Annotated in this window: 23 protein-coding genes, 3 tRNA genes, 2 pseudogenes and 1 riboswitch; of the genes and pseudogenes, 10 read left to right on the top strand and 18 right to left on the bottom strand. The window is 59.9% G+C overall.

Annotation, left to right across the window (positions count from 1 at the left end):
• Positions 1-174 precede the first annotated feature (174 nt).
• Positions 175-1032: pseudogene (locus C3F38_RS26275) on the top strand (ArdC family protein); the annotation flags it as partial.
• A 73-nt stretch (positions 1033-1105) separates the two neighbouring features.
• Here the strand turns inward: C3F38_RS26275 and C3F38_RS18740 are convergent.
• Positions 1106-1181, bottom strand: a tRNA-Asn gene (locus C3F38_RS18740).
• A gap of 336 nt (positions 1182-1517) precedes the next feature.
• Between C3F38_RS18740 and nac the strand changes: the two genes are divergently transcribed.
• Complete coding sequence (gene nac / locus C3F38_RS18735; RefSeq protein WP_047730312.1) at positions 1518-2441, top strand: nitrogen assimilation transcriptional regulator NAC; 924 nt, start codon at positions 1518-1520, stop codon at positions 2439-2441.
• A 375-nt stretch (positions 2442-2816) separates the two neighbouring features.
• Here the strand turns inward: nac and C3F38_RS18730 are convergent, their stop codons facing one another.
• Both C3F38_RS18730 and opgB read right to left on the bottom strand, forming a co-directional pair.
• Positions 2817-4280 (bottom strand): AMP nucleosidase, encoded by a 1464-nt coding sequence (locus C3F38_RS18730; RefSeq protein ID WP_055313289.1) that lies wholly within the window; start codon positions 4278-4280, stop codon positions 2817-2819.
• 138 nt (positions 4281-4418) lie between these two features.
• A complete protein-coding gene (gene opgB, locus C3F38_RS18725) occupies positions 4419-6722 on the bottom strand; it encodes a phosphatidylglycerol--membrane-oligosaccharide glycerophosphotransferase (protein WP_055317423.1) in 2304 nt (767 codons plus the stop codon).
• A 288-nt stretch (positions 6723-7010) separates the two neighbouring features.
• Here opgB and C3F38_RS18720 point away from each other — a divergent pair, with 288 nt between their 5' ends.
• On the top strand, positions 7011-7751 hold the full coding sequence (locus C3F38_RS18720; RefSeq protein WP_055317422.1) for a transporter substrate-binding domain-containing protein: 741 nt from the start codon (positions 7011-7013) through the stop codon (positions 7749-7751).
• Here the strand turns inward: C3F38_RS18720 and C3F38_RS18715 are convergent, their stop codons facing one another.
• The 4 genes from C3F38_RS18715 to C3F38_RS18700 form a co-directional block, all read right to left on the bottom strand.
• Positions 7752-8687, bottom strand: coding sequence for an ABC transporter substrate-binding protein (locus C3F38_RS18715; RefSeq protein WP_055317421.1), 936 nt, complete (start codon positions 8685-8687; stop codon positions 7752-7754).
• Between the two features lie 152 nt (positions 8688-8839).
• Positions 8840-9607, bottom strand: a complete 768-nt coding sequence (locus tag C3F38_RS18710; RefSeq protein ID WP_055317420.1) for an ABC transporter permease — start codon at positions 9605-9607, stop codon at positions 8840-8842.
• Positions 9604-10344 carry an ABC transporter ATP-binding protein gene (locus tag C3F38_RS18705; RefSeq protein ID WP_055317419.1) on the bottom strand — a complete coding sequence of 247 codons (741 nt, stop codon included), beginning with the start codon at positions 10342-10344 and terminating at the stop codon, positions 9604-9606. The genes C3F38_RS18710 and C3F38_RS18705 overlap by 4 nt, the downstream gene beginning before the upstream one ends.
• Entirely contained in the window at positions 10341-11024 is a 684-nt protein-coding gene (locus C3F38_RS18700; protein ID WP_047730320.1) for a TenA family protein, read from the bottom strand. The genes C3F38_RS18705 and C3F38_RS18700 overlap by 4 nt, the downstream gene beginning before the upstream one ends.
• A 62-nt stretch (positions 11025-11086) precedes the next feature.
• Positions 11087-11189, bottom strand: a riboswitch (TPP riboswitch).
• 149 nt (positions 11190-11338) lie between these two features.
• On the opposite strand from C3F38_RS18700, the gene C3F38_RS18695 reads away from it, so the two are divergent.
• The 4 genes from C3F38_RS18695 to gap all read left to right on the top strand — a co-directional run bounded on the left by C3F38_RS18695 (position 11339) and on the right by gap (position 15298).
• Positions 11339-12361: an LLM class flavin-dependent oxidoreductase gene (locus C3F38_RS18695; RefSeq protein ID WP_055313476.1), complete on the top strand. Its 1023-nt coding sequence runs from the start codon at positions 11339-11341 to the stop codon at positions 12359-12361.
• A 13-nt stretch (positions 12362-12374) separates the two neighbouring features.
• Complete coding sequence (locus C3F38_RS18690; RefSeq protein WP_055313475.1) at positions 12375-13109, top strand: SDR family NAD(P)-dependent oxidoreductase; 735 nt, start codon at positions 12375-12377, stop codon at positions 13107-13109.
• A 126-nt stretch (positions 13110-13235) separates the two neighbouring features.
• Complete coding sequence (locus C3F38_RS18685; protein WP_055317429.1) at positions 13236-14210, top strand: GlxA family transcriptional regulator; 975 nt, start codon at positions 13236-13238, stop codon at positions 14208-14210.
• A gap of 77 nt (positions 14211-14287) precedes the next feature.
• Entirely contained in the window at positions 14288-15298 is a 1011-nt protein-coding gene (gene gap / locus C3F38_RS18680; protein WP_038872334.1) for a type I glyceraldehyde-3-phosphate dehydrogenase, read from the top strand.
• Between the two features lie 54 nt (positions 15299-15352).
• Here the strand turns inward: gap and C3F38_RS18675 are convergent.
• Both C3F38_RS18675 and mtfA read right to left on the bottom strand, forming a co-directional pair.
• Positions 15353-15428 (bottom strand) — tRNA-Asn (locus C3F38_RS18675).
• 99 nt (positions 15429-15527) lie between these two features.
• A complete protein-coding gene (gene mtfA, locus C3F38_RS18670; protein WP_038872331.1) occupies positions 15528-16328 on the bottom strand; it encodes a DgsA anti-repressor MtfA in 801 nt (266 codons plus the stop codon).
• 92 nt (positions 16329-16420) lie between these two features.
• On the opposite strand from mtfA, the gene C3F38_RS18665 reads away from it, so the two are divergent.
• A tRNA-Ser gene (locus C3F38_RS18665) sits at positions 16421-16510 on the top strand.
• A gap of 140 nt (positions 16511-16650) precedes the next feature.
• Here the strand turns inward: C3F38_RS18665 and C3F38_RS18660 are convergent.
• The 8 genes from C3F38_RS18660 to rfaQ form a co-directional block, all read right to left on the bottom strand.
• Positions 16651-17481, bottom strand: coding sequence for a DUF4942 domain-containing protein (locus C3F38_RS18660; protein WP_055317428.1), 831 nt, complete (start codon positions 17479-17481; stop codon positions 16651-16653).
• A gap of 101 nt (positions 17482-17582) precedes the next feature.
• A complete protein-coding gene (locus C3F38_RS18655) occupies positions 17583-17912 on the bottom strand; it encodes a DUF5983 family protein (RefSeq protein WP_055317418.1) in 330 nt (109 codons plus the stop codon).
• Positions 17909-18277, bottom strand: a complete 369-nt coding sequence (locus C3F38_RS18650) for a TA system toxin CbtA family protein (protein ID WP_055317417.1) — start codon at positions 18275-18277, stop codon at positions 17909-17911. The genes C3F38_RS18655 and C3F38_RS18650 overlap by 4 nt, the downstream gene beginning before the upstream one ends.
• Positions 18278-18336: 59 nt before the next feature.
• Entirely contained in the window at positions 18337-18675 is a 339-nt protein-coding gene (locus C3F38_RS18645; RefSeq protein ID WP_055317416.1) for a type IV toxin-antitoxin system YeeU family antitoxin, read from the bottom strand.
• Positions 18676-18706: 31 nt separating this feature from the next.
• Positions 18707-19186, bottom strand: a complete 480-nt coding sequence (gene radC / locus C3F38_RS18640) for a DNA repair protein RadC (protein WP_055317427.1) — start codon at positions 19184-19186, stop codon at positions 18707-18709.
• Between the two features lie 27 nt (positions 19187-19213).
• Positions 19214-19672, bottom strand: coding sequence for an antirestriction protein (locus C3F38_RS18635; RefSeq protein WP_226909024.1), 459 nt, complete (start codon positions 19670-19672; stop codon positions 19214-19216).
• 193 nt (positions 19673-19865) lie between these two features.
• A complete protein-coding gene (locus tag C3F38_RS18630) occupies positions 19866-21110 on the bottom strand; it encodes an O-antigen ligase (RefSeq protein ID WP_055317415.1) in 1245 nt (414 codons plus the stop codon).
• Positions 21111-21162: 52 nt separating this feature from the next.
• Positions 21163-22323 carry a putative lipopolysaccharide heptosyltransferase III gene (rfaQ, locus tag C3F38_RS18625; protein ID WP_055317414.1) on the bottom strand — a complete coding sequence of 387 codons (1161 nt, stop codon included), beginning with the start codon at positions 22321-22323 and terminating at the stop codon, positions 21163-21165.
• Positions 22324-23319: 996 nt separating this feature from the next.
• Between rfaQ and C3F38_RS18615 the strand changes: the two genes are divergently transcribed.
• On the top strand, positions 23320-23904 hold the full coding sequence (locus C3F38_RS18615; protein ID WP_071934073.1) for an inovirus Gp2 family protein: 585 nt from the start codon (positions 23320-23322) through the stop codon (positions 23902-23904).
• A gap of 88 nt (positions 23905-23992) precedes the next feature.
• Here the strand turns inward: C3F38_RS18615 and C3F38_RS26650 are convergent.
• Positions 23993-24091, bottom strand: a pseudogene (locus tag C3F38_RS26650) (integrase core domain-containing protein); the annotation flags it as partial.
• Between the two features lie 325 nt (positions 24092-24416).
• Here C3F38_RS26650 and C3F38_RS18610 point away from each other — a divergent pair.
• Positions 24417-24599 (top strand): hypothetical protein, encoded by a 183-nt coding sequence (locus C3F38_RS18610; protein ID WP_134268199.1) that lies wholly within the window; start codon positions 24417-24419, stop codon positions 24597-24599.
• Positions 24600-24682 lie beyond the last annotated feature (83 nt).

The raw sequence follows: 24682 nt of genomic DNA, 5'->3' as shown, positions 1-24682 counted from the left end.
ACGCAAACTGTCCCTTTGCAGGCCGGAACGATACCGTGAAAGCGAACCTTCAGGCGGTACGATGAAGAAAATGACATCACTGATGGAGAGAAACTATGATGATTCCCTGTATACGCGAACAAGCGCCCTAACATCGCAGCGGAAGTACCCTCTCTGGAGCAGTGAGGCTCCTAAAAACTGAAATTTTCTAAGACCAAAACCGACATTTATCAGACTGTCACCGACAGCACCATTGCCGCATTGGAGGCAGGAGTTTAGCCATAGGCGTGTCGGAGGCCGCGTGTAGCGGGCATGTCCGGATTATTTTGTAACAATAGCCACTGGAGCGATCTGCTTACAGCGGGGTGAATATCAATTGCTGTGGTACAGCGCGTCAAAACAGGGGGACAGTGATTCCCGCTGAATGACTGACAAGTAGTCACAGGTGGCAGGTGGACAGGTCCGAAAGGGTGAATACGGCACAACAACTATTTTCCATTCCACCTTGGAGAAGGAAAACGACGCCGGAGAAATTGACCATATTCCGATGCTAAAGCCTTTCATTGTGTTTAGCGTTGAACAAATTGATAGCCTGCTCTTGACTACCGGAGCAGTTAGTTCCGCTGAAACGTTCGAGCCGCTGCTAGAGGCTGAAAACCTGTTTCGTAGCAGCGATGCAAATATCATTAAGAAAGGACAAAATGCTTTTTCAGAACCTCAATCGGCGAGGCTTGGTTTGCTAGAGCTCCACTTTTTCTGATGCCGCTAATTTCTACGCCTCTGGCCTGCATGAATTGGTACACTGGAGCAGTGGTAAAATACGGCTTAACCGTGAAATGAAAGGAAGATTCGGCAGTGAGGGTTATGCTTTTGAAGAGCTGATTGCCGAGTTGGGAAGTGTGTTACTGATGGCAGACATGGGGGATTGTCGAAGAGGTCCAGCAATTAAGCTATATTGCTTCCTGGCTGAAAGCGCTGAAAAACGACAAGCGCTTTATTTTCAAAACTGCCAGTGTAGTATCAAAAGCGCATCGTTATTTGCTGGATAATATGGATGTCTATCGATTTAAAATTTGCGCCAAACAAAAAGCCCGCTCGGGTTTCCCTGAGCGGGCTTCTCTAAATATGGCTCCTCTGACTGGACTCGAACCAGTGACATACGGATTAACAGTCCGCCGTTCTACCGACTGAACTACAGAGGAATCGTGTGAACGGGGCGAATAATAGCGGGGCGGTTGCGGCTTGTAAAGCGCGAAAACACCCGATGCGCCCGTTTGCTGCAAGATTGCCCAACCTGCTGCTTTTTCTCGCTTTTGTCGCTTATCCCGCGCGCAGTGCCCCCGGGTGGCCCGTTGTTCGGGCCGTTGCTTGCCTGTGGTGCAACGTCTGCCCTGCGCTGTGGCGCTCGCCGCCCGACGAACGGCCGTTGACCGCCTTATATCCCGCCTCCGTGGCCGTTTACCGACTCTGGCCCGGATCTTGCTGCGGTGCCTGACCGGATTTCGGCATTCTCAATTTAGCGGCTCGCTGGAGGCACTATGAATTTCAGACGTCTGAAGTACTTCGTGAAAATCGTTGATATCGGCAGCCTGACCCAGGCGGCGGAGGTGTTGCACATCGCCCAGCCGGCGCTCAGCCAGCAGCTGGCGACGCTGGAGGGGGAGCTGAAACAACAGCTGCTGATCCGCACCAAGCGCGGCGTACAGCCGACCGAGGCCGGCAATATTCTCTATGCCCACGCGCAGACCATTCTGCGCCAGTGCGAGCAGGCGCAGAGCGCGGTCAACAGCGCCGGGCAGGCGATGAGCGGCCAGGTGTCTCTCGGGTTGGCGTCAGGCAGCACGGCGGCGCAGCTGGCGCTGCCGCTGCTGCAGAGCCTGCGCGATCAGCAGCCGGGCATCCTGCTCAGCCTGCATGAGAACAGCGGCGCGGCGCTGGCCGGGCAGGTGGCTAACCAGACGTTGGACATGGCGATGGTCTACGGCGCCAAAATGCCCGCCGGGCTGCACGCCATCGCATTGATGCGGGAAGATCTCTATCTGGTGGCGACGCGTGCGGTGCCGCATCCCGGCAACAGCGTCGAGCTGCTGGACGTGGCGCGGCTGAACCTGTTCCTGCCGCGCGAGGGCGATGCGGTACGCAATCAGCTGGAAGAGGCGATGGCGCTGCGCAAGCTGGCTGTCAACGTGGTGGGGGAGATCGAATCCTCGGGCGCGCTGAGCGCCGCGATCGCCGGCGGGCTGGGGGCGACCGTGCTGCCGGAATCGGTGGCGCGCGCGATGATCGGCCCGGCCAAGGCCTGGATGGCGCGCATCAATGCGCCGACGATGTCTGTGCCGCTGGCGCTGTGCATGTCGGGCCAACAGGCGCTGTCCGCCCCGGCTCTGCTGGTCAAAGACATGCTGCTGTCGATCGCCGGCGGCCGCAGCCAGGAGAAACGCGCGCTGGCGCTGGTGCGTTGAGGATAAAAATTACTGGTCAATTAAGCTTGATCGGCAATTTTTATCCCACCTGAGTGCGTTGTGTGCAGCTTTAATCGGCAGTTGGTGATGTGCGTCAGGGCCAACTCCCGAATTTCTGCCATCGGGAAAGTGTTCCTCACTGTTTGATGTTAACTGCTTAAAAGACAATGAAAATGGCGGAGGGAGGGCAGTTGGCAAAGCCAACCGTCTGATTGGGCAAAGGCGCGGGTTGCAAGGGGCCGCGCTTACGGCCCCTTGTTCGGTCGAGGCACATGAGTTTCATGGCGCAACTTTTATTTATCGACCGAAACTCCACGAACAACTTCATAAGAACGCTAACTGGCAAACATTACGCCGCAGCGGGCCTGAGAACCGTTACCGGAACGGCGGTTCGTTGAAGGTGCGCAGCTTGCGCGAGTGCAGGCGATCGCCCTCGGCGCGCAGCAGATCGATGGCGCAGATGCCGATCTGCAGGTGCTCGGAGATCGCCCCTTCATAGAAGCGGTTGGCCTGGCCCGGCAGTTTTATTTCGCCGTGCAGCGGTTTGTCGGAGACGCACAGCAGCGTGCCGTACGGCACCCGGAAGCGGTAACCCTGGGCGGCGATGGTGGCGCTCTCCATGTCGACCGCCACCGCGCGGCTGAGGTTGAAACGCCGCGCCGAAGCGGAATAGCGCAACTCCCAGTTGCGATCGTCGGTGGTGACCACGGTGCCGGTGCGCAGGCGCTGTTTGACCTCTTCGCCGGGCATGCCGCTGACCATCTTGGTGGCGTCGTACAGGGCGCGCTGCACCTCGGCGATGCTCGGGATCGGGATATCCGGCGGCAGCACCGCATCCAGTACGTGATCGTCGCGCAGATAGGCGTGGGCCAGCACATAATCGCCGATCGACTGGCTCTCGCGCAGGCCGCCGCAGTGGCCGATCATCAGCCAGGCGCTCGGGCGCAGCACCGCCAGGTGATCGCAGATAGTCTTGGCGTTGGACGGGCCTACGCCGATGTTGATCAGCGTGATGCCCTGGCCGGTGCGTGAAATCAGGTGATAGGCCGGCATCTGGTGATTTTTCCACGCCAGATCGGATACCGCCTGCTCCGGAGCGTTGGTTTCCGGCGTGATATAGGTGCCGCCGGCGCTGGAGAGCGCGATGTACGGGCTGGCCGGATCGGCGATCTGGGCGCAGGCCCAGCGCACGAACTCATCCACATAGCGGGTGTAGTTGGTGAACAGCACGAACGGCTGGAAGTGTTCCACCGGCGTGCCGGTGTAGTGCCGCAGCCGCGCCAGCGAGAAATCCGCGCGCAGCGCATCGAAATGCGACAGCGGGAAATGGTTGTCGGTGGTGTGATATAGGCCGTCGGCGGTGTCGTCACCGATCTGCGCCAGCTCGGTGGTGGGGAAATGCTGAGCGATGCCGGCGCTCATCGAGCGATCGAGCGCCAGGCTGGAGCCGTCGATCACGTAAGGGAACGGGATCTCCTGCTGCGACGGCGCCACTTCGATATGGGCGGCGTAATCGTGCTCCAGCATCGCCAACTGTTCGGCCAGATAGTGGCGGAACAGCTGCGGCCGGGTCACGGTGGTGCTGTAGCTGCCGGGATGGGTGAAGCGGCCGAAGGCGCGGGTTTTGCTCGGGCCGGATTGCTGCCCGTCCCAGCTGACGCGCAGTTCGGGATACACGAACAGCCCGGCGGCGCGCGCCTGCGCATCCGGCAGCGTGCCGTGGCTGATAAAGTCGCCGACCGCCTGACGCAGCGCGTCTACCGCGGCGTCATACAGGGCTTCCAGTTGATCGAGTGCCTGATCGGCGCTGAGGCCGCTGCGAGGTGGGGCATAGCTCATACTTTCTCCTTGGATGTCCCGGCTCTGTGGCGGGGTTGCGGCGTTTTACCGTCACAGGTTAGCCGAAGAAGGGCGTAAAAGCTTGGCCGAAATGACGGGCGCGGCAAAGAAAATACCGCGTCCGTGAAGGCGTGGGGATCAGGAGGCGGGGGCGGCCGCTTCGACCTTCAGCGACACCAGGCCGATGCCCAGCTTCTTCGGCGTAAAGCCGCCGCTGGCGCTCTCTTTCGGCTCGGTCGGCGCCGGCGGGGTAATGCTGATCTTCTGCGCGCCGCGCGGGTTGTCGAAGCGCAGGGTGACGGTGCTGTCCTGTTCACCGAGCGACACGAAACGCTCTTCGTCGCCGACGCGCACCGAAATCGGTTCGCCGACGTTATTGCCGTAGGCGCGGGCGCGCAGCACCAGATCGAAGCGCTTCGGCAGCGGATCGACGTAATCGATGTCGACCGCCGGCGCCAGGTTGGCGTCGGACCAGCGGCCCCACTCCTCGACGCCGGAAACGCCGGTGATGGCCTTCACCTGTTCCGGCATGCCGGGCAGCATGAACTCGATGCTGTCCGCCCGGTACTTCATCGCCGCGTCGTCCACCTGCAGGCGAGCGACGGCGTTTTGATAATCGGCGACGCTGTCCGCCGCCGGGGCGGTAAAGCTCACCTTGCCGCGGAAGCGATCGCCGTTGGCCTGCACGATCTGCGGCGGCGAGACCAGGGTGCCGGAGGCCACGCAGATGTCGGTGCTCAGCGCCAGCTGTGGCGCCCAGACCCGGCCGATCTCGTAGCATTTATCGACCCAGACGAATTTCTCCCCCGCCCCCAGCCCGGCCAGCTGCTTGCGCAGCGGGGTGGAAAGGTAGACGTTGAACATCGGTTCGATGCGGTTATCGCCCACCCGCAGAATGAACGGCACCTTGTAGGTGACGCCGGAGAAGCTGAAGCTGCGCCGGCGCGTATCCACGCTGTAGTCGCTGATGCGGTTCGGCAGGCCCCACTGGTTGATCACCGCCGGTTTCCATCCGTTGATCTTCTCTTCGATGTTCAGGAACACCGTAGACAGCGACGGCGCCGACAGGCTGCTGCGGCCGAGGCCGATGTAGTTGTCGCCGCCCATCACGTCCAGCACCGTGGCGCCGTTGTCCAGCGTGCTGCGCTTCTCGTTGCGCTGTTCCGCCAGCGGCCGGGTGCCGTCGATGATGAAGAACAGGTTGCGGCGCTTCTGTTTGGTCAGGATATCGTAGGCGGTGTTGTTCATCGCCAGATGATCGGAGGACACCACGATCACGGTGTTGCTGAAATAGGGCGAGCGTTTGATCTTGTCGATCAGCGCGGCGATGTGTTGCTGGCTGCAGGCCACCGCGCTCAGCGAGCGGTTTTCTTTATTCTGCCAGGCGTAACTCTTTTTGCTGCAGCCGGCGGAGATAAAGCCGTCCGGGTGATGGGTGTCGACGGTCAGGGTGAACAGCGAGAAGGGTTGGCGCTGTTTGGACAGCTCGACGAACTTACCGTACACCACGTCCAGCACGCTGTCGTCGTACCAGCCCCAGTCGTTTTTGTAGCTCGGATCGGCGACCTGTTCGCGCAGCTCTTTGAAGCCGTAAACGTGGTCGAAGCCGTGGGATTTCAGGAAGGTGTCTTTACCGGCGAACGCCAGCTCGGCGCCCTGATAGAAATAGTTGCTGTAGCCGGCGGCCTTCAGCACGTCGCCCAGGCAGACATTCTCCGGGTAGAAGGTGGAGACCGCGCTGGAGGCGTTGCCGTCGAAAGGTGCGAACAGCGGAATGCCGCACTGCGAGGCGACCATGCCGGCGATGGTATAACCGGTGCCCGGCAGCTGCTGGGTGTTGCTGAAATCGATGCTGTCCATGCGCAGGGCGTTCAGCTCGTCGGCCAGGCCGGGAAACAGCTCGGTATCGAAGTAGGTGCGCTCCAGACTCTCGGCATAGATGTACACCAGGTTCGGCCGTTTGCCCTGCACGGTCTTTTTCGGCGCCTTGTAGTAGGTGGTGAAATCGGCGGTATCGCCGACGATCTGGCTCTTGACCAGCAGCGAGATGTCCTGAAACGCCGGGGTGGTACCGACCGAAAACAGCGCAAGCAGCACGGCGACGACGCTGTAGGCCACGCTGCTGCCTTTGGCCTTGCGGCGCAGCAGGCTGCGGGCCAGCACCGCGAAGATAAGCCCCAACGCCGCCAGCAGGCCGATAAACGGCAGCACGTATTTGCTGATGCCCGCGCCTTTGAGGCTGCTGGTGACGGTGTAAATCACCGCGTCGGTGATGCCGTCGCCGGTGAAGTAGTTGCTGGCGATCAGGATGACGTTCAGCACCAGATAGCTGCCGAGCAGCGTCAGCAGAATAGCGAACCACCAGCGGTTGGCGGCGGCCCGGGTGCGATAAATCAAAATCGACGCCAAAAAGAGAACAAACGAAACGACTGCTAAAACCATCCGCCAAACCTTGTCTGATTGAAATAAAACCGTTGCTGCCCTGGTTTGCGCCGCCGAGCGTGCCGCGGCGCGAAAAGTGAAGGGTATAGCCTATTGCCGGCGGCGGAACAACGCGCGATCTCCCGCTACGGCCGACGAGCGGCGGCTATTGTACATTTTTATGACAATAGTGTGACGTTAATCACGCCGACGGCGGCCTCGGCGGCGAAAGCTTGCTGGTCGGAGGTTTCGCTCTACGCTTAATGAGCGCCACGACGGTGCGCCCATCAGCCCCATTCAGGAGGAAGTATGCAGACGATTCCCGCCGCGGTACTCGACGATCTGGCCCCGCAAGGCGTGTTGCGCGCGGCGATCAACTACGGCAATCCGGTGCTGGCGCAGGCCGGGGCCGGCGGCAAACCGCAGGGCGCTTCGGTGGAGCTGGCCGCCGCGCTGGCCCAGGAGCTGGGCGTGGCGCTCGAACTGGTCCCCTATGACGCGGCGGGTAAGGTGTTCGCCGATCTGGACAGCGGCGCCTGGAACCTGGCGTTTATGGCCATCGAGCCGGTGCGCGCGGCGCAGATCGCCTTCAGCGAGCCCTACGTGATCATCGAGGGAACCTATCTGGTGGCGAACGACGCGCCTTACTTTGAGGTGGCGCAGCTTGACAGGCCGGAGGTGCGCATCGCGGTCGGCCAGGGGGCGGCGTACGATCTGTTTTTATCGCGCACGCTGCAGCAGGCGCAGCTGGTGCGGGCGGCAACCTCCGCCGAGGCGATCGCGCTGTTTTTCGAACGGGGGCTGGAGGCGGCGGCCGGCGTGCGCCAGCCGCTGTTGGCCGCCGCGGCCGCCCATCCCGGCAACCGGGTGCTGGAGGGGCATTTCACCGCCATCCGCCAGGCGATGGCGGTGCCGCGGCAAAAAACGCAGGGCGCCGCCTACGTGAACGATTTTATCGAGCGCTGCAAAGCCAACGGGTTGGTGAAGGCGGCCTTGCAGCGCAGCGGCCAGGGCGAGGTGACGGTGGCGCCGCCGGCCGCCTCGGCGTGATCAGTCCAGCTCCACCGCGTACCGTTCCACCGGGGTGATTTTCTTGATCAGCTTGTTGTCGAACAGGAACTGTTCGTAAGCCTGGTAGCGTGCCCGATCCAGCTTGGCCGGATCGCGCGCGAACAGCGGCAGGCTGGCTTGCCAAGCCTGTTTGTTCAGCTCGGTATTCAGCTCCGGGTGCGCCTTGGCGAACGCCAGCCAGGTGTCCTGCGGGTGCGCATGCAGGTAGTCGCTGCCTTGCTTCAGCGCGGCGAGGAACTTGCGAATTTTCGGCTCGTTCACCGCATCGCGGTGGGCGACGATGATCAGCTCGTCGTAGGCCGGCACGCCGAAATCTTCGACGTTGAACACCACCGGCGTCTTGCCCTGCAGCTTCAGCTCCAGCGCTTCGATGTTGCGGTAGCCGCCGATCACCGCATCGACCTGGCCCGCCAGCAGGGCGCTGGTCAGCTGGAAGTTGACGTTGATGAGCTTGATGTCCTGCGGCTTGAGGTGCTCGTGTTCGACCATGGTGGCCAGCGTCGCCTGTTCGATGCCGCTGACCGAGTAACCCACCGTTTTGCCCTTGAGATCCGCCGGCGACGTGATGTTTTTATCCAGCGCGATCACCGTATTCAACGGCGTGTTGATCAGCGTGCCGACGCGCATCAGCGGCAGGCCCTGATCGGCGAAGAAATGCAGCTGCGGCTGATAGGTGATGGCGAGGTCGGCCTGTTTGGCGGCCACCAGCCGCGGCGGCAGCGCCGGATCGGACGGCGGCACGATCTTGACGTCCAGCCCTGCGGCCTTGAAGGCGCCGATCTGCTCGGCCACCATAATCGGCGCGTGATCGGGGTTGATGTACCAGTCGAGCACCAGCGTCAGCTTTTCGGCCGCGCCGGCCTGGCCAGCCAGAGCGGCGCTGAGCAGCAGCCCGCAGAGGGTCTTTTTAATCATGGTTGGTTCCTTATTATTCAAAGGTTATACCCTAAATAGTTCGAGTTGCAGGAAGGCGGCAACTGAGCGAGTCCCGATGAGCTTACTTAAGTAAGTGATTCGGGTGAGCAAAGGCAGCCAACACACCTGTAACTTGAAATATGACGGGTATATCAGTCGTTTTCCGGCGCCCAGGCGATCAGGCGCCGCAGCAGCGCATCCACCGCAGCCCACAGCAGCACGGTCATCAGCACCAAAATAAACAGCGCGGCGAAGCAGACGTCGGTCTGCATGCGCGCGTTGGCGTTCAGCATCACGTAGCCCAGCCCTTCGGCCGAGCCGACCCATTCGCCGATGATGGCGCCGATCGGCGCGACGGCGGCGGCCATGCGCAGGCCGGAGCCGAAGGCCGGCAGCGCCGCCATCAGCCGCACGTGCCGCAGCTGCGCCCAGCGCGAAGCGCGCATCGTGCGCGCCAGATCGAGATAGTCGTTGTTGACCCGGCGCAGCCCGTCGAAAAAGGCCGACACCACCGGAAAGAAGATTACCAGCACCGCCATCGCCACCTTGGCGCTCATGCCGAAGCCGAACCACAGCACCAGCAGCGGGGCCAGGGCGAACACCGGTATCGCCTGGCTGGTGAGCACCAGCGGCATCAGCCAGCGCTGCAGGCGCGGCGAGAAGATCATGCACAGCGCCAGCGCCGCGCCGAGCAAGACACCCAGCGCCAGCCCGCTGACGATCTCCGATGCGGTGACCAGCGTGTGCCAGGCGAGATAGCCGCGCTCGTCCCACAGCGCCTGCGCCACCGCGCCCGGCGTGGGCAGCAGAAAGGCCGGAATGCCGCTTTGCGCCGCCAGCCACCACAGCAGCAGCAGGCCGGCAAACACCGTCAGCCCACGCCGCAGGCGGGTAAGCCCACGCTCTTTGGGAATATTCATTGCGCGGCCCTCACCAGCTGTTGCAGCAGTTCGGCCTGGCTTCTCAGCAGGTCGGCGTCATCCGGCGCGCGCGGCGGTTGCCCGCTGATGCGGTGGGTATCGTCGAGGCCCAGCGGCCAGGGCGACAGCACCAGCAGCCGGTGGCTCAGTCGGCAGGCCTCCATCGGATCGTGGGTGATCAGCAGCACGGTGTTTTGCGCCAGCAATTCGGCGGCCAGGCTCTGGATCTCGGCGCGGGTAATGGCGTCCAGTGCGGAAAAGGGTTCGTCCATCAGTACGATCGGCTGGCGTTCGTAGAGCGTGCGGGCGATGGCGGTGCGCTGGCGCATGCCGCCGGACAGCGCGGCGGGCAGGCTGCGGCCATGCGCGGCCAGGCCCACGCGCTCCAGCAGGTGCGCCACCCACGCCCGGTCCGGCGTTTCGCCGCGCAGCCGCGAGCCGAGGGCGACGTTCTCCTCGACGGTCAGCCAGGGGTAGAGCAGGTCTTTTTGCCCCATGTAGGCGATGCGCCCGGCGATCGGCAAACCGTCGCTGCCGGTCACCGTGCCCGAGGTAGCCCGTTCCAGGCCGGCGATGATCTTCAGCAGGCTGGTTTTGCCGGCGCCGCTGGCGCCGAGCAGGGCGACGAAGCTGCCGCCGGCGATGTCGAAGCTCAGCCGGTCGAAGACGATTTGCTGACCGAAACGCAGGCTGAGATCCCGCACCTGGATGCCGGGCGGGAGAAGCGGGGAGGTCATGAGGCGTTCAGCCCCATCTGCCAAAATGCCGATTCCAACTGGGTGGCGGTGGTGAAAATCTGCGCCAGCTCGGTGAAGCGGCCTGGTGCGCCGCGCTGGTGGCCGACGGTCTCGAGCAGCTCGATGGCGGCACGCACGCCGGCCAGATAGCCCTCTTCGCCGTAGTTGCGGATCCAGGAGGCGTAAGGATTGCCCTCCATCTTGGTGGCGGGATCGTGCAGCAGCCGCAGGCCGATTTCGGCATAGCCGGCCACGCAGGGCAGCAGGCCGGCCAGCAGATCGAGGGCGTCGCCGGCATGGCCGATATCCAGTACGTAGCGAGTGTAGTTCATGGTCTCCGCCGCTTCCGGCTGGGCGGCGATCTGCGCTTCGCTTAGCCCCCATTCGGCGCAGTAGGCCACGTGCAGCGGCAGTTCGGCGACGATGCCGTTGAGCGACGCCGTGGCGGCACGCATTTCCGGCAGGGTGCGCAGCTTGCTGACCAGCAGCGCGTAGGCGCGGGCGAAGTGCAGCAGGAACAGGTAGTCCTGGGTCAGGTAGCGGCGAAAAGCGCGTTCGGGCAAGGTGCCGGCGGCCAGCTGCTGCAGAAACGGGTGATCGACGTAGTCCTGCCAGTGGCTGCCGGCTTGTTGGCGCAGCCGGCCGTAAAGACCGCTTTCGAACAGGGTGGTGATGGACATGGGACCTCCTTGAGTCAGTGGAGATCCGGGCACGCTGGGGTATGAACAGGCAACGGGTGAGAGCGTTGTTGCCTAACCGTCCCTTCGCTGGCATGACCCAGATCAGGTTCAAAGGGTTCGGCTTGCGCCATCTCAGCCCGTAACAGGACACCCCTCGGAGCTGCTTGTTATACGACATTTGTTTTTTGATTACAATCGCCGGGCGGCGCGGTAGCAATCGGTTCGTTTAGTGCGATCGGGGGCGATTTTGCTGGCGCAAAGCGCGCGATTTTTGTCACTGTAGGCCCATGTTTTGCCTTTGAGGACGATGCCCGATGAAAAAGATTGGTTTTCTCTCGTTTGGCCACTGGTCGCCTTCCGCCCAGTCCGGCACCCGTTCCGCGGCGGATGCGCTGTTGCAGTCCATCGATCTGGCGGTCGCCGCCGAAGATCTGGGGGCGGACGGCGCCTATTTTCGCGTACACCACTTTGCACGCCAGTTGGGGTCGCCGTTCCCGCTGCTGGCCGCCATCGGCGCCAAAACCCAACGCATCGAGATCGGCACCGGCGTGATCGACATGCGTTATGAAAATCCGCTGTACATGGTGGAAGACGCCGGCGCGGCGGATCTGATCGCCGGCGGGCGGCTGCAGCTCGGCATCAGCCGCGGCTCGCCGGAGCAGGTGATCGACGGCTGGCGCTATTTCGGCTATGCCCCGGCCGACGGCGAGAGCGACGCGGACATGGCCCGCCGTCATACCGAAGTGTTCCTGGAAGCGCTGCGTGGTGAAGGGTTCGCCGAACCCAATCCACAGCCGATGTTCCCGAATCCGCCCGGGCTGCTGCGGCCGGAGCCGTTTTCCGCCGGGCTGCGCGATCGCATCTGGTGGGGCGCCGGTTCCAACGCCACCGCCGTCTGGGCGGCGAAGCTGGGCATGCACCTGCAAAGCTCGACGCTCAAGAACGACGAGACCGGCGAACCCTTCCACATCCAGCAGGCCAAGCAGATCCGCGCCTACCGAGCCGCCTGGCAAGAGGCCGGCCACGCGCATGAGCCGCGGGTTTCCGTGAGCCGCAGCATCTTCGCGCTGGTGGATCAGCGGGATCGCAACTACTTCGGCGGCGGTGGCAAGGAGGGCGATCAGCTCGGATATATCGACGCGCAGACCCGGGCGATCTTCGGCCGCAGCTATGCCGCCGAGCCGGACGTGCTGATCGAGCAGCTGGCGCAGGACGAGGCCATCGCCGAAGCGGATACGCTGCTGCTGACCGTGCCTAACCAGCTGGGCGTGGATTACAACGCCCACGTCATCGAGTCGATTTTAACCCATGTTGCGCCGGCGCTCGGCTGGCGCTAAACGGAGGAGTGGCATGTCACGCATTTTCATTACCGGTTCGGTAGACGGGCTGGGCCGCGCCGCCGCGCAAACGCTGTTGGACGAAGGGCATCAGGTGATTTTGCATGCGCGTGAGCCCGGCCGTTTGGACGCGGTGCGCGATCTGCTGGATCGCGGTGCGCAGGCGGCGATTGGCGATCTGTCCGATGTGCAGCAGATCCGGCAGCTTGCCGAGCAGGTCAACCGCCTCGGCCGCCCGGACGCGGTGATCCACAACGCCGGTATGTTTACCGGGCCGCAGGTGATGCCGGTGAACGTGATTGCGCCCTACCTGCTGACGGCCCTGATCGAACGCCCCAAGCGTATCGTCTACCTGAGCAGCAGTATGCATTTTGACGGCGTGCCGGAACTGAACGGCGTGGATTGGCTCGGCGGCGCAGCGGGTTCCTATTCGGACAGCAAGCTGTTCGTCACCGCGCTGGCCGCCGCCGTGGCGCGCCTGTGGCCTGACGTGATCAGCAGCGCGGTCGATCCCGGCTGGGTGCCGACCAAAATGGGCGGCGCGGATGCGCCCGACGATCTGGCGCTGGGGCATGTGACGCAGGCGTGGTTGGTGACCAGCGATGAGCCGCAGGCCCTGGCGTCCGGCGGCTATTGGCACCATCAGCAACGGTTCGATCCCCACGCGGCGGTACACGACGAGGCGTTTCAAACGGCGCTGCTGGCGCAGTTGGCGCGCGCCGGCGGGGTGAACCTGCCGCAGGCTTGAGGGCAGTGCTTTGTTGGCCCGTCGGCGCTTGCCTGCGGGCTTTTTTATGCCCGCAGGGTGAACCGGCGGCGCTTTTCTTATACAGTGGCTGTCTGACCTGTTTTGCTCGTTCTTCTTATTATCGCCATGCATACATTCCTGATTATCGTCCCTGAAGGGGGCATGCTGTTCGAAGCGGCGGGTATCGCCGATATCCTGATGCAGGCTAACCGTCTGAGCCCTGCCGAAGCGCCGCTGTATCAGATCGCGGTCGCCACCACGCAATCCCATCGGGTGGTGCACGGTCTGTCAGGCCTGAGCCTGTTGGCCGACCATCGCCTGGCGGATCTCGATCCGGCCCTGCCGCGCGATACCGTCATTGTCGCCGGCAAGGGGGCGACCGAAGAAGAGGGGGCCGTGGTGGCGGATTGGCTGCGTCGCGCGGCCCCGCAGGCGCGCCGTATTGCCTCCGTTTGCGGCGGGGCTCTGCTGCTGGCCGAAGCCGGATTGCTGGACGGGCGGCGGGCGACTACCCACTGGCGGCTGGCGGAAACGCTGCAGGCGCGCTTCCCGCGGGTGCAGGTCGAGAACGGCCCGATCTACGTGCAGGACGGGCCGATTTGGACCTCCGGCGGCGTCAGTTCCGGCTTCGACCTGACGTTGGCGTTGGTGGAGGACGACTACGGCTTCGTGCAGGCGCGCGAAGTGGCGCAGGATCTGGTGATGTTTCTGCGTCGCCCCGGCGGGCAGGCGCAGTTCAGCCGCTACCCGCTCAACCAGGCCAAATTGCCGGGCCCGATCCGCGATCTGCAGTCCTGGATCCTGGAAAACCTCGCTGACGATCTCAGCGTCGATCGGTTGGCCGAACGCGTGGCGATGAGCCCGCGCAACTTTACCCGGGTGTTCACCCGCGAGACGGGCATTTCTCCCGCCAAATTCGTCGAAGAAGGGCGGCTGCATACCGCCAGACAGCGCCTTGAGCAGAGCGCGGAGGGCATCGAACAGATCGCGCTGGCCACCGGCTTCGGCAACGGCCTTAACCTGCGGCGGGTGTTTGAGCGCAAACTGCAGCTGACCCCGAGTGAATACCGCGAACGCTTCCATGCGCGCAATTTGGCGTAAATTGATCGGTAAACGTCATTTACGCCGCCTCGGGGCAAGGCTAGATTTGAGGCAAAGCCCAAAACGAGGAGAGCATCATGGTGAAAGTAGGCATTAACGGCTTCGGCAGGATCGGGCGCAATGTGCTGCGCGCGGCGCTGGGGCGCAGCGATTTTGAAGTGGTGGCGATCAACGATCTGACGGACAGCAAGACGCTGGCGCACCTGCTGAAATACGACACGCTTTCCGGCACGCTGGCGGCCAGGGTGGAAGCCGGCGACAACCAGCTGTTGCTGGACGGCCGGCCGATCCAGGTGTTTTCGCAGCGCGATCCCGCCGCGATCCCCTGGAGCAGCGTGGGCGTGGACGTGGTGATCGAAGCGACGGGCTTCTTTACCGATAAAGCCAAGGCGGAAGTGCACATCACGCACGGCGGCGCCAAGCGGGTGATTATCTCGGCGCCGGCCAAGAACGACGACATCACCATCGTCATGGGGGTTAACGACCAGCTCTACGATCCGGCGCTGCATAAAGTGGTCAGCAACGGCAGCTGCACCACCAACGGGCTGGCGCCCGCCGCGCAGGTGTTGCATCAGGCCTTCGGCATTGAATACGGGCTGATGAACACCACCCACGCCTACACCAACAGCCAGGCGCTGCACGATCAGCCGGAAAAAGATTTGCGCGGCGCGCGGGCGGCGGCAGAGTCGATCGTGCCTTACTCCAGCGGCGCGGCCAAGGCGCTCGGCAAGGTGATCCCGGATCTCGACGGCCGCCTGACCGGTTACTCGCTGCGGGTGCCGGTGCCGGTGGTTTCCATCGTCGATCTGACGGTGACGCTGAAACGCCCGGCGACGGCGGAGGAGATTAACGCCGCTTTCCGCGCGGCGGCGGTATCCGGCCCGCTGAAAGGGATCTTGGGGTACAGCGATGAACCGCTGGTGTCGAGCGACTATCGGGGCGACGCGCGTTCGTCGATTATCGATGGTTTGTCTACGCTGGTCATCGGCGGCAACCTGGTGAAAGTGCTCGCCTGGTATGACAACGAGTGGGGCTTCTCCAACCGCTTGGTCGATTTGGCGCTGCTGATGGAACAACGCGGGCTGTAAATGCCCCATAGCAAAAAGCCCGCTTAAGTTTCCTTAAGCGGGCTTCTCTAAATATGGCTCCTCTGACTGGACTCGAACCAGTGACATACGGATTAACAGTCCGCCGTTCTACCGACTGAACTACAGAGGAATCGTGTGAACGGGGCGCATGATATCCAGCGGCCCCGGGTGTGTCAACGCTAAATTGCCTTGAGTGGTGCGAATGCTCGGTATCTGAGCAATGTGCCCGTCAATCAGCCCATTGCGCGTCGTTCTCCGCCTGGCTGCGTAGCAGGCGCGCCAGCGGATCCTGGCGGTAGAAGCGGCAAAAGTGCTGGTACAGCGCCGGGAAGCGTTCGGCCAGCAGCTCGGGGGCGCTGAAGAAATACTCCGACAGCACGGCGAAGCACTCGGCCGCATCGGTGGCGGCGTAGGCATCCATGCTGGCGGCCTCTTCACCGACCATGTCTATCTCGTCCTGCAGGCTTTCCATCGCGGCGTGCAGATCGTGCTCCCAGGCGGCCACTTCGCGCAGCGGGATCGGCGGTACGCCGGTGGCGACGCCGCCGTTGCGCATATCCAGTTTGTGCACCGCTTCGTGGATCACCAGATTGAAACCGGAAAGATCGAAAGAGTCCTGCACGTCTTGCCAGTTGAGCACGATCGGCCCCTGTTCCCAGCTTTGGCCGGACTGCACCACCGGCCCCGAGTGCACCAGGCCAATTTCGTCCTGCCATTCGTCTTCCACCACGAACGGAGTGGGGTAGAGCAGAATTTCGTTGAAGCCGTCGAGGCACTCCGCGCCGAGTTCCAGCACCGGCAGGGCGAACAGCAGGGCGATGCGCGCCTGCATTTGCGAGGTGAGCTGCAGCCCCTGCAGCGGCACGATGCGCTTTTGCTGCAAGATCTGCCCGGCAACGGCCACCAGCCGCTGCTGCTCCTGCTCATTCAGCGGCGAGAGCAGCGGGATCGCCAGCGCGTCCTGCCACTGGGCCTGAGTGTCTGCCTGGGGTTGAGAGGGTTGAGTCGCTTTCCACGGCCATTTAATCATCAGGTTGCTCGTAAACTCATCACTTGAACGTTCAGCGGTATGCTAATGCTGTAAAAATGCCGTAAAAGCGGGCATGATAGCAAGCGTTGTTAGGAGAGATGCCGGAGCGGCTGAACGGACCAGTCTCGAAAACTGGAGTAGGGGCAACTCTACCGGGGGTTCAAATCCCCCTCTCTCCGCCACTAAATTCTATTATTTCATTGAATTAAAAGGTTATTTCCCATTTAACCATCTTCCGGTATGCCAATCAGTGTGCCATTCATGGCTAGCTTGCTTTGATTCCATCTGGACTCATTTAGACAGCTTTCCACAGAACACGTTATCACTTAGCCAGCATATTCGGGTAGTGCTTTGCGACTATGTCATTCAATTTGTGAACTAAGTCTTGGCGTTTGAAAGTGATATGCGCCGTCCCTTTCTGAAAGTACCTGATTGCGAACATATCATCCTCATAGTAGGTACTGCTCCTTTTTGAATGGATATGATCGCCAAGGAGGCGAGTGACATCTTCGCGATTGTCCGGGATCGGTTTGCCATCAAGCAACAGCAGCATGCGTTCAAGGTCAGTCAGCCGGTCACGTTGCCAGCCCCAGTTGAGTCCAAATCCCCATTGGTCGTGCTTTACGACACCTTCCACAATGATTTTCTTGCCAAACCTGCATGGGTTATTGGTTTTATAGTCCCAACTCAGGCTTTTGAATGTGTTGATGACGCCGCGTTCAAATACCTCTCCCTTATTTTTATGGAGTTGCTCAAACGTACTGAGGATGTTGCTTTCGCTGATGGCGGGAATATCTTCTTTTTCCAGGCTGTTGTGCCATTCAGCGCGAGCCTGCGCATCCATCAGGCTCAGCATTCCCGATTTGTTCATGAGGTCTCTCCATATATCGCGATCAATACTACGGGTAATGGCTTTCATGGCGATTTCCGGTTTTTCCGTAAACCAGCAGTCGTAGCGATGTCCCGGCCGAATACCCCAGTCTTTGACGGTGCCACCACCGATGCTGTTGGTCAGCGTTGAGATAGCATCAAGCTGGCGGATTAACGCATCAATCTGTTCCAGGGCGGTATTACGTCCGGTGATGATGCGTTCAATGCTGGTGGAGCAAATCACCTCTGTGTGGTCGGTTAATACTTCAGGTTCAGTCTGCATCATATTGTTACTCCATAATGAAAACACCCGCCGGTTTAAGGGCGGGTGTTCTGTTGTGGTACCTGTCATTGAGCTCGGGTCAGGGATGATGCCGGAGGCACTCACCAGTCAAAGGTCTCAATCCCCGACAAAATATCGCCTGCCGCATCGAGGTGCAGGAGAGCGATGGGGTGATGGTTCATCAGCGTAGCAACCAGCCGGCGGCAGGCTTTTGACAGTCCCAACCGTTTAAGATGAAGTACCGGATGTCGCCACGCATTGAGCCGAATCAGGTACCCCGTTCCGGTAAAATGGAGCCACTCGCCGTGGCCATACTCCTCCTGCTGGTATGAGGCGTGGTACAGCAACGCGTTGTCACCATCGGTGATGTGGGCGGTGCTGCACTGAATACCCGTGAACAGCGCCCAGGTGGGGTATGTGTCACTGCTCATGGTTGCTTGTCTCCCTGAATGGCACGTGTGACCTCCCGGTAACCGGCTCGCGTCATCAGGCCGCAGGCCCTGCGGGCGCGCAAGATGTCGATGGCGGTCACAAGGGGCGATTGCGCCAGACCGCTGAAGCCCCGGCGGTCAATGCGTACCAGATCAAACTTTTCCACCATGGCATTCAGCGCATCCGCGAGGGACATACCGTCATCGATATGGGCTTGTATCACTGCATCGTCGTTGAATGCGGTGTCGTTGAGCATCAGGCCGTAGTGCTGCGCCAGCAGGTAAGTGAGCAAGGATTGCCAGACAGTGATGGGCGACGGGCAAGGCTGAGCCGCCCGTGTGGGTGACGCGGGTGCTGTTCGCATAAGGCGTATCTCTTTGTTGGATAATAAGAACGGTGTGAGACTAAAAATGGGTGGGAGTTTTACCTGGGCGTTTCAGATGTCGGATAAATCGAAATGTAGACGTAGCCATATGAGCTGAGGCTGTCTGCTTCGCAGGTCAGGCCATGGCAATACAGCGTGACACAGTGCTGATGGCGAGGATTGAGCTCACCGGAGAGCAACATCAACTCCAGATGCTTGATAAATTGCGGAAAAGCATTATCTAAATCATGGCGCTGTGCGTCGCTGAAAATTCCGCTGATGTCAGCACGGTCGGCCAAAAAATGCAGTCGTCCCCCCTCCTGCACCAGACGGGCGCCAAGCTGTGGCGTGACGTTGCGTTTCAGTCCCCAGGCGGGAACAGTGTTGTTCGATGACATGCGAGCCTCCCTCTATATTGCGTCGGATAAATCATAAGAGCCCGTGTTCGGCGAACGAGTACACGATCATGCCGCCGACAATGCAGTGGTCCAGTACCCTGACTTCAATCAGCGCCAGCGCGTCCTGTATCCGTTGGGTGATGAGTCGGTCTGCCTCGCTGGGGTCGGCATGCCCGGAAGGATGGCAGTGCGCGACAATGACTGCGGCGGCGTTATGCTTCAGTGCGCCCTTCACGATTTCACGCGGATGCACCTGCGTGCTGGCAATACTGCCGCTAAACAGGGACTCATGCGCCAGCAGGCGATGCTGGTTATCGAGGTAGAGCGCCATAAAGACTTCGCGCTCCAGCCGGGCCATTTGCAGGCGCAGCCAGTCACGCACCATGAACGGGGCGGTGAAGGGTTCACCCGGTTTGCGTAAATGCTGCTCCAGCAACGCCAGTGCGCGTTGAATGGTGCGTTGGGTGGGTAAGGGCAAACCGGCGGTTGCCGGAGATAAGGTGATATTCATCATGATGGGGTGCCGTTGTCTGGAGGGTTAGTCGATGATGCGCATAATGGCGTTGCTTTCGGGATGGCTGAGGGCGTAATCCCGCAGGCGATAGTAGTGTTCGGTCATGGCATCGCATTCGGTGCGGCAGGCGTGGTGGCTGTAAGTGATGAGGCAAGCAATAATGCCGGCGGCTTCATGTCCCACCGTTGCGCTATTGCCGTTAAGGGCGTTAAAGAGGGCGTATTTTCTCTCCGTTGAAGGGATGATAAAGGCGCCGCCGTTACTGAGGGTGTAAAACTCCCAATAATCTCCGTGGTAGTCCTTACACAGGAGGTTGATCCAGGAAAATATCGGTGACTCGAGGTGAAGCCATTGCGGAGTGTCACCAAAGTGCTGTAGCCAAAATGACAGGCGATCTTCGTCGCGAACGAGACTCGCTGTCAGTGTTGAGCGGTCGATTATCGGACGTGTTGATGATGTGCTGTTGGCACTATTCTCTTTCACAGGAATTATCCTTACGTTGAGGTGGATTGGGCCGGCCACAGTGGGGACAGTGAGAAACGGCGGTATCACGCCATAAAAAATGCCCCGCTCAGATGAACGGGGCATGTTGGTGTTGCTCAGAGATGGCAGGTTGTGATTGCCGGGGATGAACCCCTTTGACAAGCGCGTGGTTTTGAGGCCTCTCAGGCCATTATCATGTTTGGGGCGGTCTGGCGCATATAGGCTTTGGCTGCTGTGCATTGAGGGAAAGCCCGGCCAGCAGCGCGGCGATAATGACAAACAGGTGCCCTTCGGACGAGTCCAGCAGGAAGGAATTGAACATATGACAGGCCATGTAGCTGCTGAGCACCGCAACAAACAGATTGCGGCGCGCCGGCGGCAAGCGCCAGGCAACGCGGTAGCAGCCCCACATCCAGGTGAGGAACACCATCAATCCCAGTAAGCCGCTCTGCACCGTTTCCAGCAGGTACTCATTGTGTGGGTTATGCACGCCATAGCCGGTTTGTGTATTACCGTACCAGAAGCTGCCGGCGCCGTTACCCAGCAGCGGGGATTGCTGTATCAGTCGCAGGGCTTCCCGGGCGAAAGCCGTGCGCTGCCCCATGGAGTTGTCGCAGGCCGCATAAGCCGTTTGAGCCGGGGCGAAAATGCACCCCTGAATTTGCTGGACGCCCAGTGACAGGCGCTCCATGGCGCGATTGGGGGTCATGACCAGCATCACGATAGCCAGTATGCCGCAGGCGAGCACGGCCATTTGCTGCTTGCGCCGGAGGGTAAGCAATAACCAGACGCCCATGCCAACGGCCAAGGCCACATACCCGGTACGCCCTTGCACCAGGAGAAGAACATTAACCGTCGCCAGCAACACCAGCCCCGCATACCCCCAGCGCCGTTTGCCGCTACAGGCAAAAGCACGCGACAACCAGACCAGTGCCGCCAGCGCCATAAACACGTTCTGGGTGATTTGCAGCTTAAACACCGTAGGGTTGTCGGGATTCAGCCCGCCCAATGTGACATGGCCAAGCCCGCTCGTGAGGCTGATGGCCAATATCGTGGCATTGGCCCACAGAAAGCCGCGGACAAAATGCGTCATCAGCCGCGGGTCCGCCAGGAAGAACAGCGCCAGCGGCAGGACATACAGCAATTTTTGGTATTTGCCGACCATTTTGGGGCCGTAGGTGTGGGCATGCGTCAGCAATGACAACGCCAGCAGGGCAAACATCAGGGCCGGCAACCAGACCAGAGGATGACAAGCGAGAGCAGCTAACTGCCGGATATCGCGCTGCCAGAGCAGACAGATGACAACCAGCCCCAGTGAGATATTCATCAGGGGATTGGAGGTCGGGAGGGAGACACCCAGCAAAAAGGCGGTAAACGCAAACAACCGCTGCTGAGGGGGCGTCTGTATCGACGAGGAAACTGTTGAGTTGAATAGCATCGTTGCGTACTCATTGATAAGAGAAAATAAACGGTGAAAAGCCGCGATAGGGTTAACACTGCGCAGACTCGGCGATGGATGCCAGTTGCCTGTTAACCGCCTGTATCACATCGCCGGCCGGGATGGCCGCGAGGTAACGCTCACGGGTGTTGGTGTCAACGGCTTCCGGGGCGGGTAGCGGACGATAATCTCCGGCCCACAGCAACGTGTGGGGCGCCTGCCACGGGGACCATCGCGCGAGGTCGCTGGGCCCGAACAGCACCACCGAGGGCGTATTCAGCGCGGCGGCCATGTGCATCGGTACCGAGTCGACCCCGATAAACAGCCGTGCCCGGTCAATCAACACCGCGAGCTCCGGCAGCTCCAGACGCCCGGCCAGATTAACCACCCGCTGCGGTAACAGGCAGCTGGCCATAATGGCGCTTATCATGGTGGTTTCATCCTGCGTGCGTCCGCCGGTGAGCACCACCGTTCTGCCCTGGGCGGTCAGGTGGTTAATCACGGCGCTGAATCCGTCCACCGTCCAGGTCTTGAAAGCCCAGCGAGCAGTTGGTTGTATCAGCACAAAATCGGACAGGTGATGGCGTCGGCTGAGCCGGTCAACGTCATCCGCATCAGATTGCCGCCAGGCCTGCGTCACCTGCGTGATTGTCGTGGGCAAGGCCAGAGGGGCCAGAATGCTGAGATTATTCAGCACGGTGTGCTGCGCCGTGTCGGCAACGTCGACCAGTAACGAATGGCAGCCCCGCCAGAGTCGATTGTCGCGTTTGGGATAGCGAAACCCCAGACTGAAAGTCGGCTTGAGAAAACGACAGTACAACGCTGCTCGCCATTGATCGGAGAGGTTAATCACCAGATCGTAATGGCCGGTCCGCAGGCTGTTCCATAACGCATATTCGCCGCGGTATTGCGCTTTCAGCCCCTCGCGTTTGAGCTCTCGATCCACGGTAAAAGCCAGATAAACATCCTGATTGCCGGCCAGCATCGCCTCGGTGCCGTCATAGACCAGAACATCGATCAACGCATTGGGGTAGTTGACGCGCAATGTGCTGAGCAGCGGTGTCATCAGCAGGACGTCGCCGAAGTGGCGCAGCTTGATGACGAGAATGCGCTGCACGCTCTCCCGGTGCAAAAGTGCATTGGGCACCCGGCGATCGGGGAGTGTGGCCAGCGGAGATACGGGGCGTTTGCCTGTGGTGCGATGGGCATTCATGGTTCGTCGCCTCAGAAAAAAACAAAAGGCCGCTTCAGGGCCGAAAGAGTCCGTGAGGATAAAAAGAGCTCTGCGCCACGGTCCGATAACCCGGGAAGGCTGCAGGGAGAAAACGCCGTTCCTTCTGCCGTGCTCCCTGAACCGTCAATCTCGTTATCGCGGGAAAGCGTGCGGTTAGCAGACGTTCGCGACATGGCTGAGTACGGGGTTTTATCCTGACAAATTGTCGAGCGCTACGTGGTATTCACAGGATGAATAAATAGTTACCACCGAATAATATCCTGCCCGATCTTAACGGCGACAGCGCGGCAAAGATAATTGGTTGTACAGATCAATGTGATCTTACCGATCGTTGAAAACGATCAATCCTTTACAAATTGCAGGGGTACTGAGAAAGATCTTAACTCATTGGGAGTATTAGTGTCTTTTATTGCTGCAGCGTGTAACGCGTGTTGAACTCACTCCCCGAACGGAGAGCGCGGTACGGGAAGTGAGCCATCGTCAGCGAATAAACGTGGAGGGGGAAAGATTAGTTCTCACCAGCGGGAATGGCGGCGCCGACTTTACAGTCGGATTGTGGAAACGCGGGCAAAACCTGTCCGGCACCTTTCAGTGTAAAACGGGTGGTTTGCATCCCTTCACCGCTAACGACCACCGTCTTGCCTTTGCGCAGCTTGTCCCAGGCGAAGCGCACGCTATCCGCACCCACACGGGAGAGCACGTCATTGAATGGGATGGGGTCACTGCCATCAACAGAGACATAAAATGACCGCGTTTGCGTCTGCGCTCATGTGTTGTGAGTATGAGTGATAAATCTATTAACGATGACATGTGATTAATGACGGTAGCTTGATGAGCCCACTATGAATTGCCTGGTTAAATATTGAATTGTTGTCGGGTTATTCAATGTAACAGGTGTGGATTTTTACTCTGCATACGTAATCGTGAAATAATCTTATTTAACCAAATGAGCAGGCGGCTTACTATGGAGCTAAGGTGAAAATATATTCCTATAATTCTCAATATCAACAGGTATTTTATGATGTTATTCAGGATGCTGTAAGTGAGTTTCCACGCACTTTAGCTTTAAGAGTTGATTTGCGTTTTCCTCGAGGTTATCAATATGGATTATCCAACAAAGAGGTTACCCGTTTTATCGAATCGCTGAAGGCCAAACTGAAAGTGGATTGCCAAAAGAAGAATCGACGCTGGAGACGTAATTGGGTTAATAGATTGCGCTATGCGTGGGTGCGGGAGGTCGGTGAGCGTAATCGCCGTAAGCATTATCACGTTTTACTCCTGCTGAATAAAGACTTCTACTACGGCGCTGGAAAATTTGATTCAAATGACAGTTTAGCTGCATTAATCCAGCAGGCGTGGTGCAGTGCATTAAATGTGGACAGGGAACAATATTCGGCATTGGCTAATCTGACTAAAAATGGGATGTATTATTTGAATAGTAATTCCTCTGATTATATGCAACAGGTTACCGATTTACTGAAACGTATGGATTACCTGGCAAAAGACCATACAAAGTGTTACGACGACGGATATCGCTCCATTGGGACGAGTCGTGGATAGGATTATTGGGGGGATGTCTACAGCCAGATAATGATGAATAGATTTGGTGGGTATGTCCCCATAATTCCAGAGTCATCGGATCTATTATTTAAGCTTGCCGATGTCGAAGATATTCCCGCAGCGAACGGTAGCCTAACGCGCTGTGCGGATGCCATTCGTTGTAATGTTTGAACGCCATCGCCAGATTTTACACTGTCGTTCGCGCATCCGGACAGCTGCGCGCGACCTTCAGCAGGCCGGTGTTCGCCGAGTTGTGCCGCCTGCTGCGCACTCGTCGGGATGGCAATCGCACCCGCAGCTATCAAGGGCGACATGTCTCGTTGCATGTGCAGGAGAACGGTGACATCGGTCTGGTTCTGCCGAATTTGCGGCACTGGCGGAACCCGCCGCGTTGTACGGCGAGCTGTGATCACCGCAGCAACGCAATATTATCAGGTCTGCCCTATAGTTAGGGACGATCGTCGAGGAGAAGTCTTGCAGCAAAAGTTCATTTTTAACCAATGGATGATGACATGAGAAAACCTACGTTTGCCGCTGCTGTATTGTGCATTAAGCCGACGCACGGTGCCGGTGCGGCACCTTGCGCCATCATCAAAATCATCCCTGTTTTTCCTGAACAGGCTCTGTTGAAAAATACCAATGGCATTGTCAATGTGAAATACGATATCGAATACGACGGCACGGTCAGCCAGTGAAGGATCGTGGATTTACCTTTAACTTCACCATCAAACAGCATAACTCGGTCTATAGCAACGGGGTCCTGTTTCGCTGATTGCCC

It is taken from the genome of Serratia sp. SSNIH1 (genome assembly GCF_002935055.1).
Lineage (GTDB): Bacteria > Pseudomonadota > Gammaproteobacteria > Enterobacterales > Enterobacteriaceae > Serratia > Serratia nevei.
The sequence above is the reverse complement of the archived record's forward strand: the minus strand, read 5'-3'. Positions and strand labels throughout refer to the sequence as shown.

Excerpts from the sequence above, each read along its gene's own strand:
- nac (WP_047730312.1), top strand. The coding sequence starts at position 1,518 with ATGAATTTCAGACGTCTGAAGTACTTCGTGAAAATCGTTGATATCGGC.
- C3F38_RS18730 (WP_055313289.1), bottom strand. The coding sequence starts at position 4,280 with ATGAGCTATGCCCCACCTCGCAGCGGCCTCAGCGCCGATCAGGCACTC.
- opgB (WP_055317423.1), bottom strand. The coding sequence starts at position 6,722 with ATGGTTTTAGCAGTCGTTTCGTTTGTTCTCTTTTTGGCGTCGATTTTG.
- C3F38_RS18720 (WP_055317422.1), top strand. The coding sequence starts at position 7,011 with ATGCAGACGATTCCCGCCGCGGTACTCGACGATCTGGCCCCGCAAGGC.
- C3F38_RS18715 (WP_055317421.1), bottom strand. The coding sequence starts at position 8,687 with ATGATTAAAAAGACCCTCTGCGGGCTGCTGCTCAGCGCCGCTCTGGCT.
- C3F38_RS18710 (WP_055317420.1), bottom strand. The coding sequence starts at position 9,607 with ATGAATATTCCCAAAGAGCGTGGGCTTACCCGCCTGCGGCGTGGGCTG.
- C3F38_RS18705 (WP_055317419.1), bottom strand. The coding sequence starts at position 10,344 with ATGACCTCCCCGCTTCTCCCGCCCGGCATCCAGGTGCGGGATCTCAGC.
- C3F38_RS18700 (WP_047730320.1), bottom strand. The coding sequence starts at position 11,024 with ATGTCCATCACCACCCTGTTCGAAAGCGGTCTTTACGGCCGGCTGCGC.
- C3F38_RS18695 (WP_055313476.1), top strand. The coding sequence starts at position 11,339 with ATGAAAAAGATTGGTTTTCTCTCGTTTGGCCACTGGTCGCCTTCCGCC.
- C3F38_RS18690 (WP_055313475.1), top strand. The coding sequence starts at position 12,375 with ATGTCACGCATTTTCATTACCGGTTCGGTAGACGGGCTGGGCCGCGCC.
- C3F38_RS18685 (WP_055317429.1), top strand. The coding sequence starts at position 13,236 with ATGCATACATTCCTGATTATCGTCCCTGAAGGGGGCATGCTGTTCGAA.
- gap (WP_038872334.1), top strand. The coding sequence starts at position 14,288 with ATGGTGAAAGTAGGCATTAACGGCTTCGGCAGGATCGGGCGCAATGTG.
- mtfA (WP_038872331.1), bottom strand. The coding sequence starts at position 16,328 with ATGATTAAATGGCCGTGGAAAGCGACTCAACCCTCTCAACCCCAGGCA.
- C3F38_RS18660 (WP_055317428.1), bottom strand. The coding sequence starts at position 17,481 with ATGCAGACTGAACCTGAAGTATTAACCGACCACACAGAGGTGATTTGC.
- C3F38_RS18655 (WP_055317418.1), bottom strand. The coding sequence starts at position 17,912 with ATGAGCAGTGACACATACCCCACCTGGGCGCTGTTCACGGGTATTCAG.
- C3F38_RS18650 (WP_055317417.1), bottom strand. The coding sequence starts at position 18,277 with ATGCGAACAGCACCCGCGTCACCCACACGGGCGGCTCAGCCTTGCCCG.
- C3F38_RS18645 (WP_055317416.1), bottom strand. The coding sequence starts at position 18,675 with ATGTCATCGAACAACACTGTTCCCGCCTGGGGACTGAAACGCAACGTC.
- radC (WP_055317427.1), bottom strand. The coding sequence starts at position 19,186 with ATGAATATCACCTTATCTCCGGCAACCGCCGGTTTGCCCTTACCCACC.
- C3F38_RS18630 (WP_055317415.1), bottom strand. The coding sequence starts at position 21,110 with ATGCTATTCAACTCAACAGTTTCCTCGTCGATACAGACGCCCCCTCAG.
- rfaQ (WP_055317414.1), bottom strand. The coding sequence starts at position 22,323 with ATGAATGCCCATCGCACCACAGGCAAACGCCCCGTATCTCCGCTGGCC.
- C3F38_RS18610 (WP_134268199.1), top strand. The coding sequence starts at position 24,417 with ATGAGAAAACCTACGTTTGCCGCTGCTGTATTGTGCATTAAGCCGACG.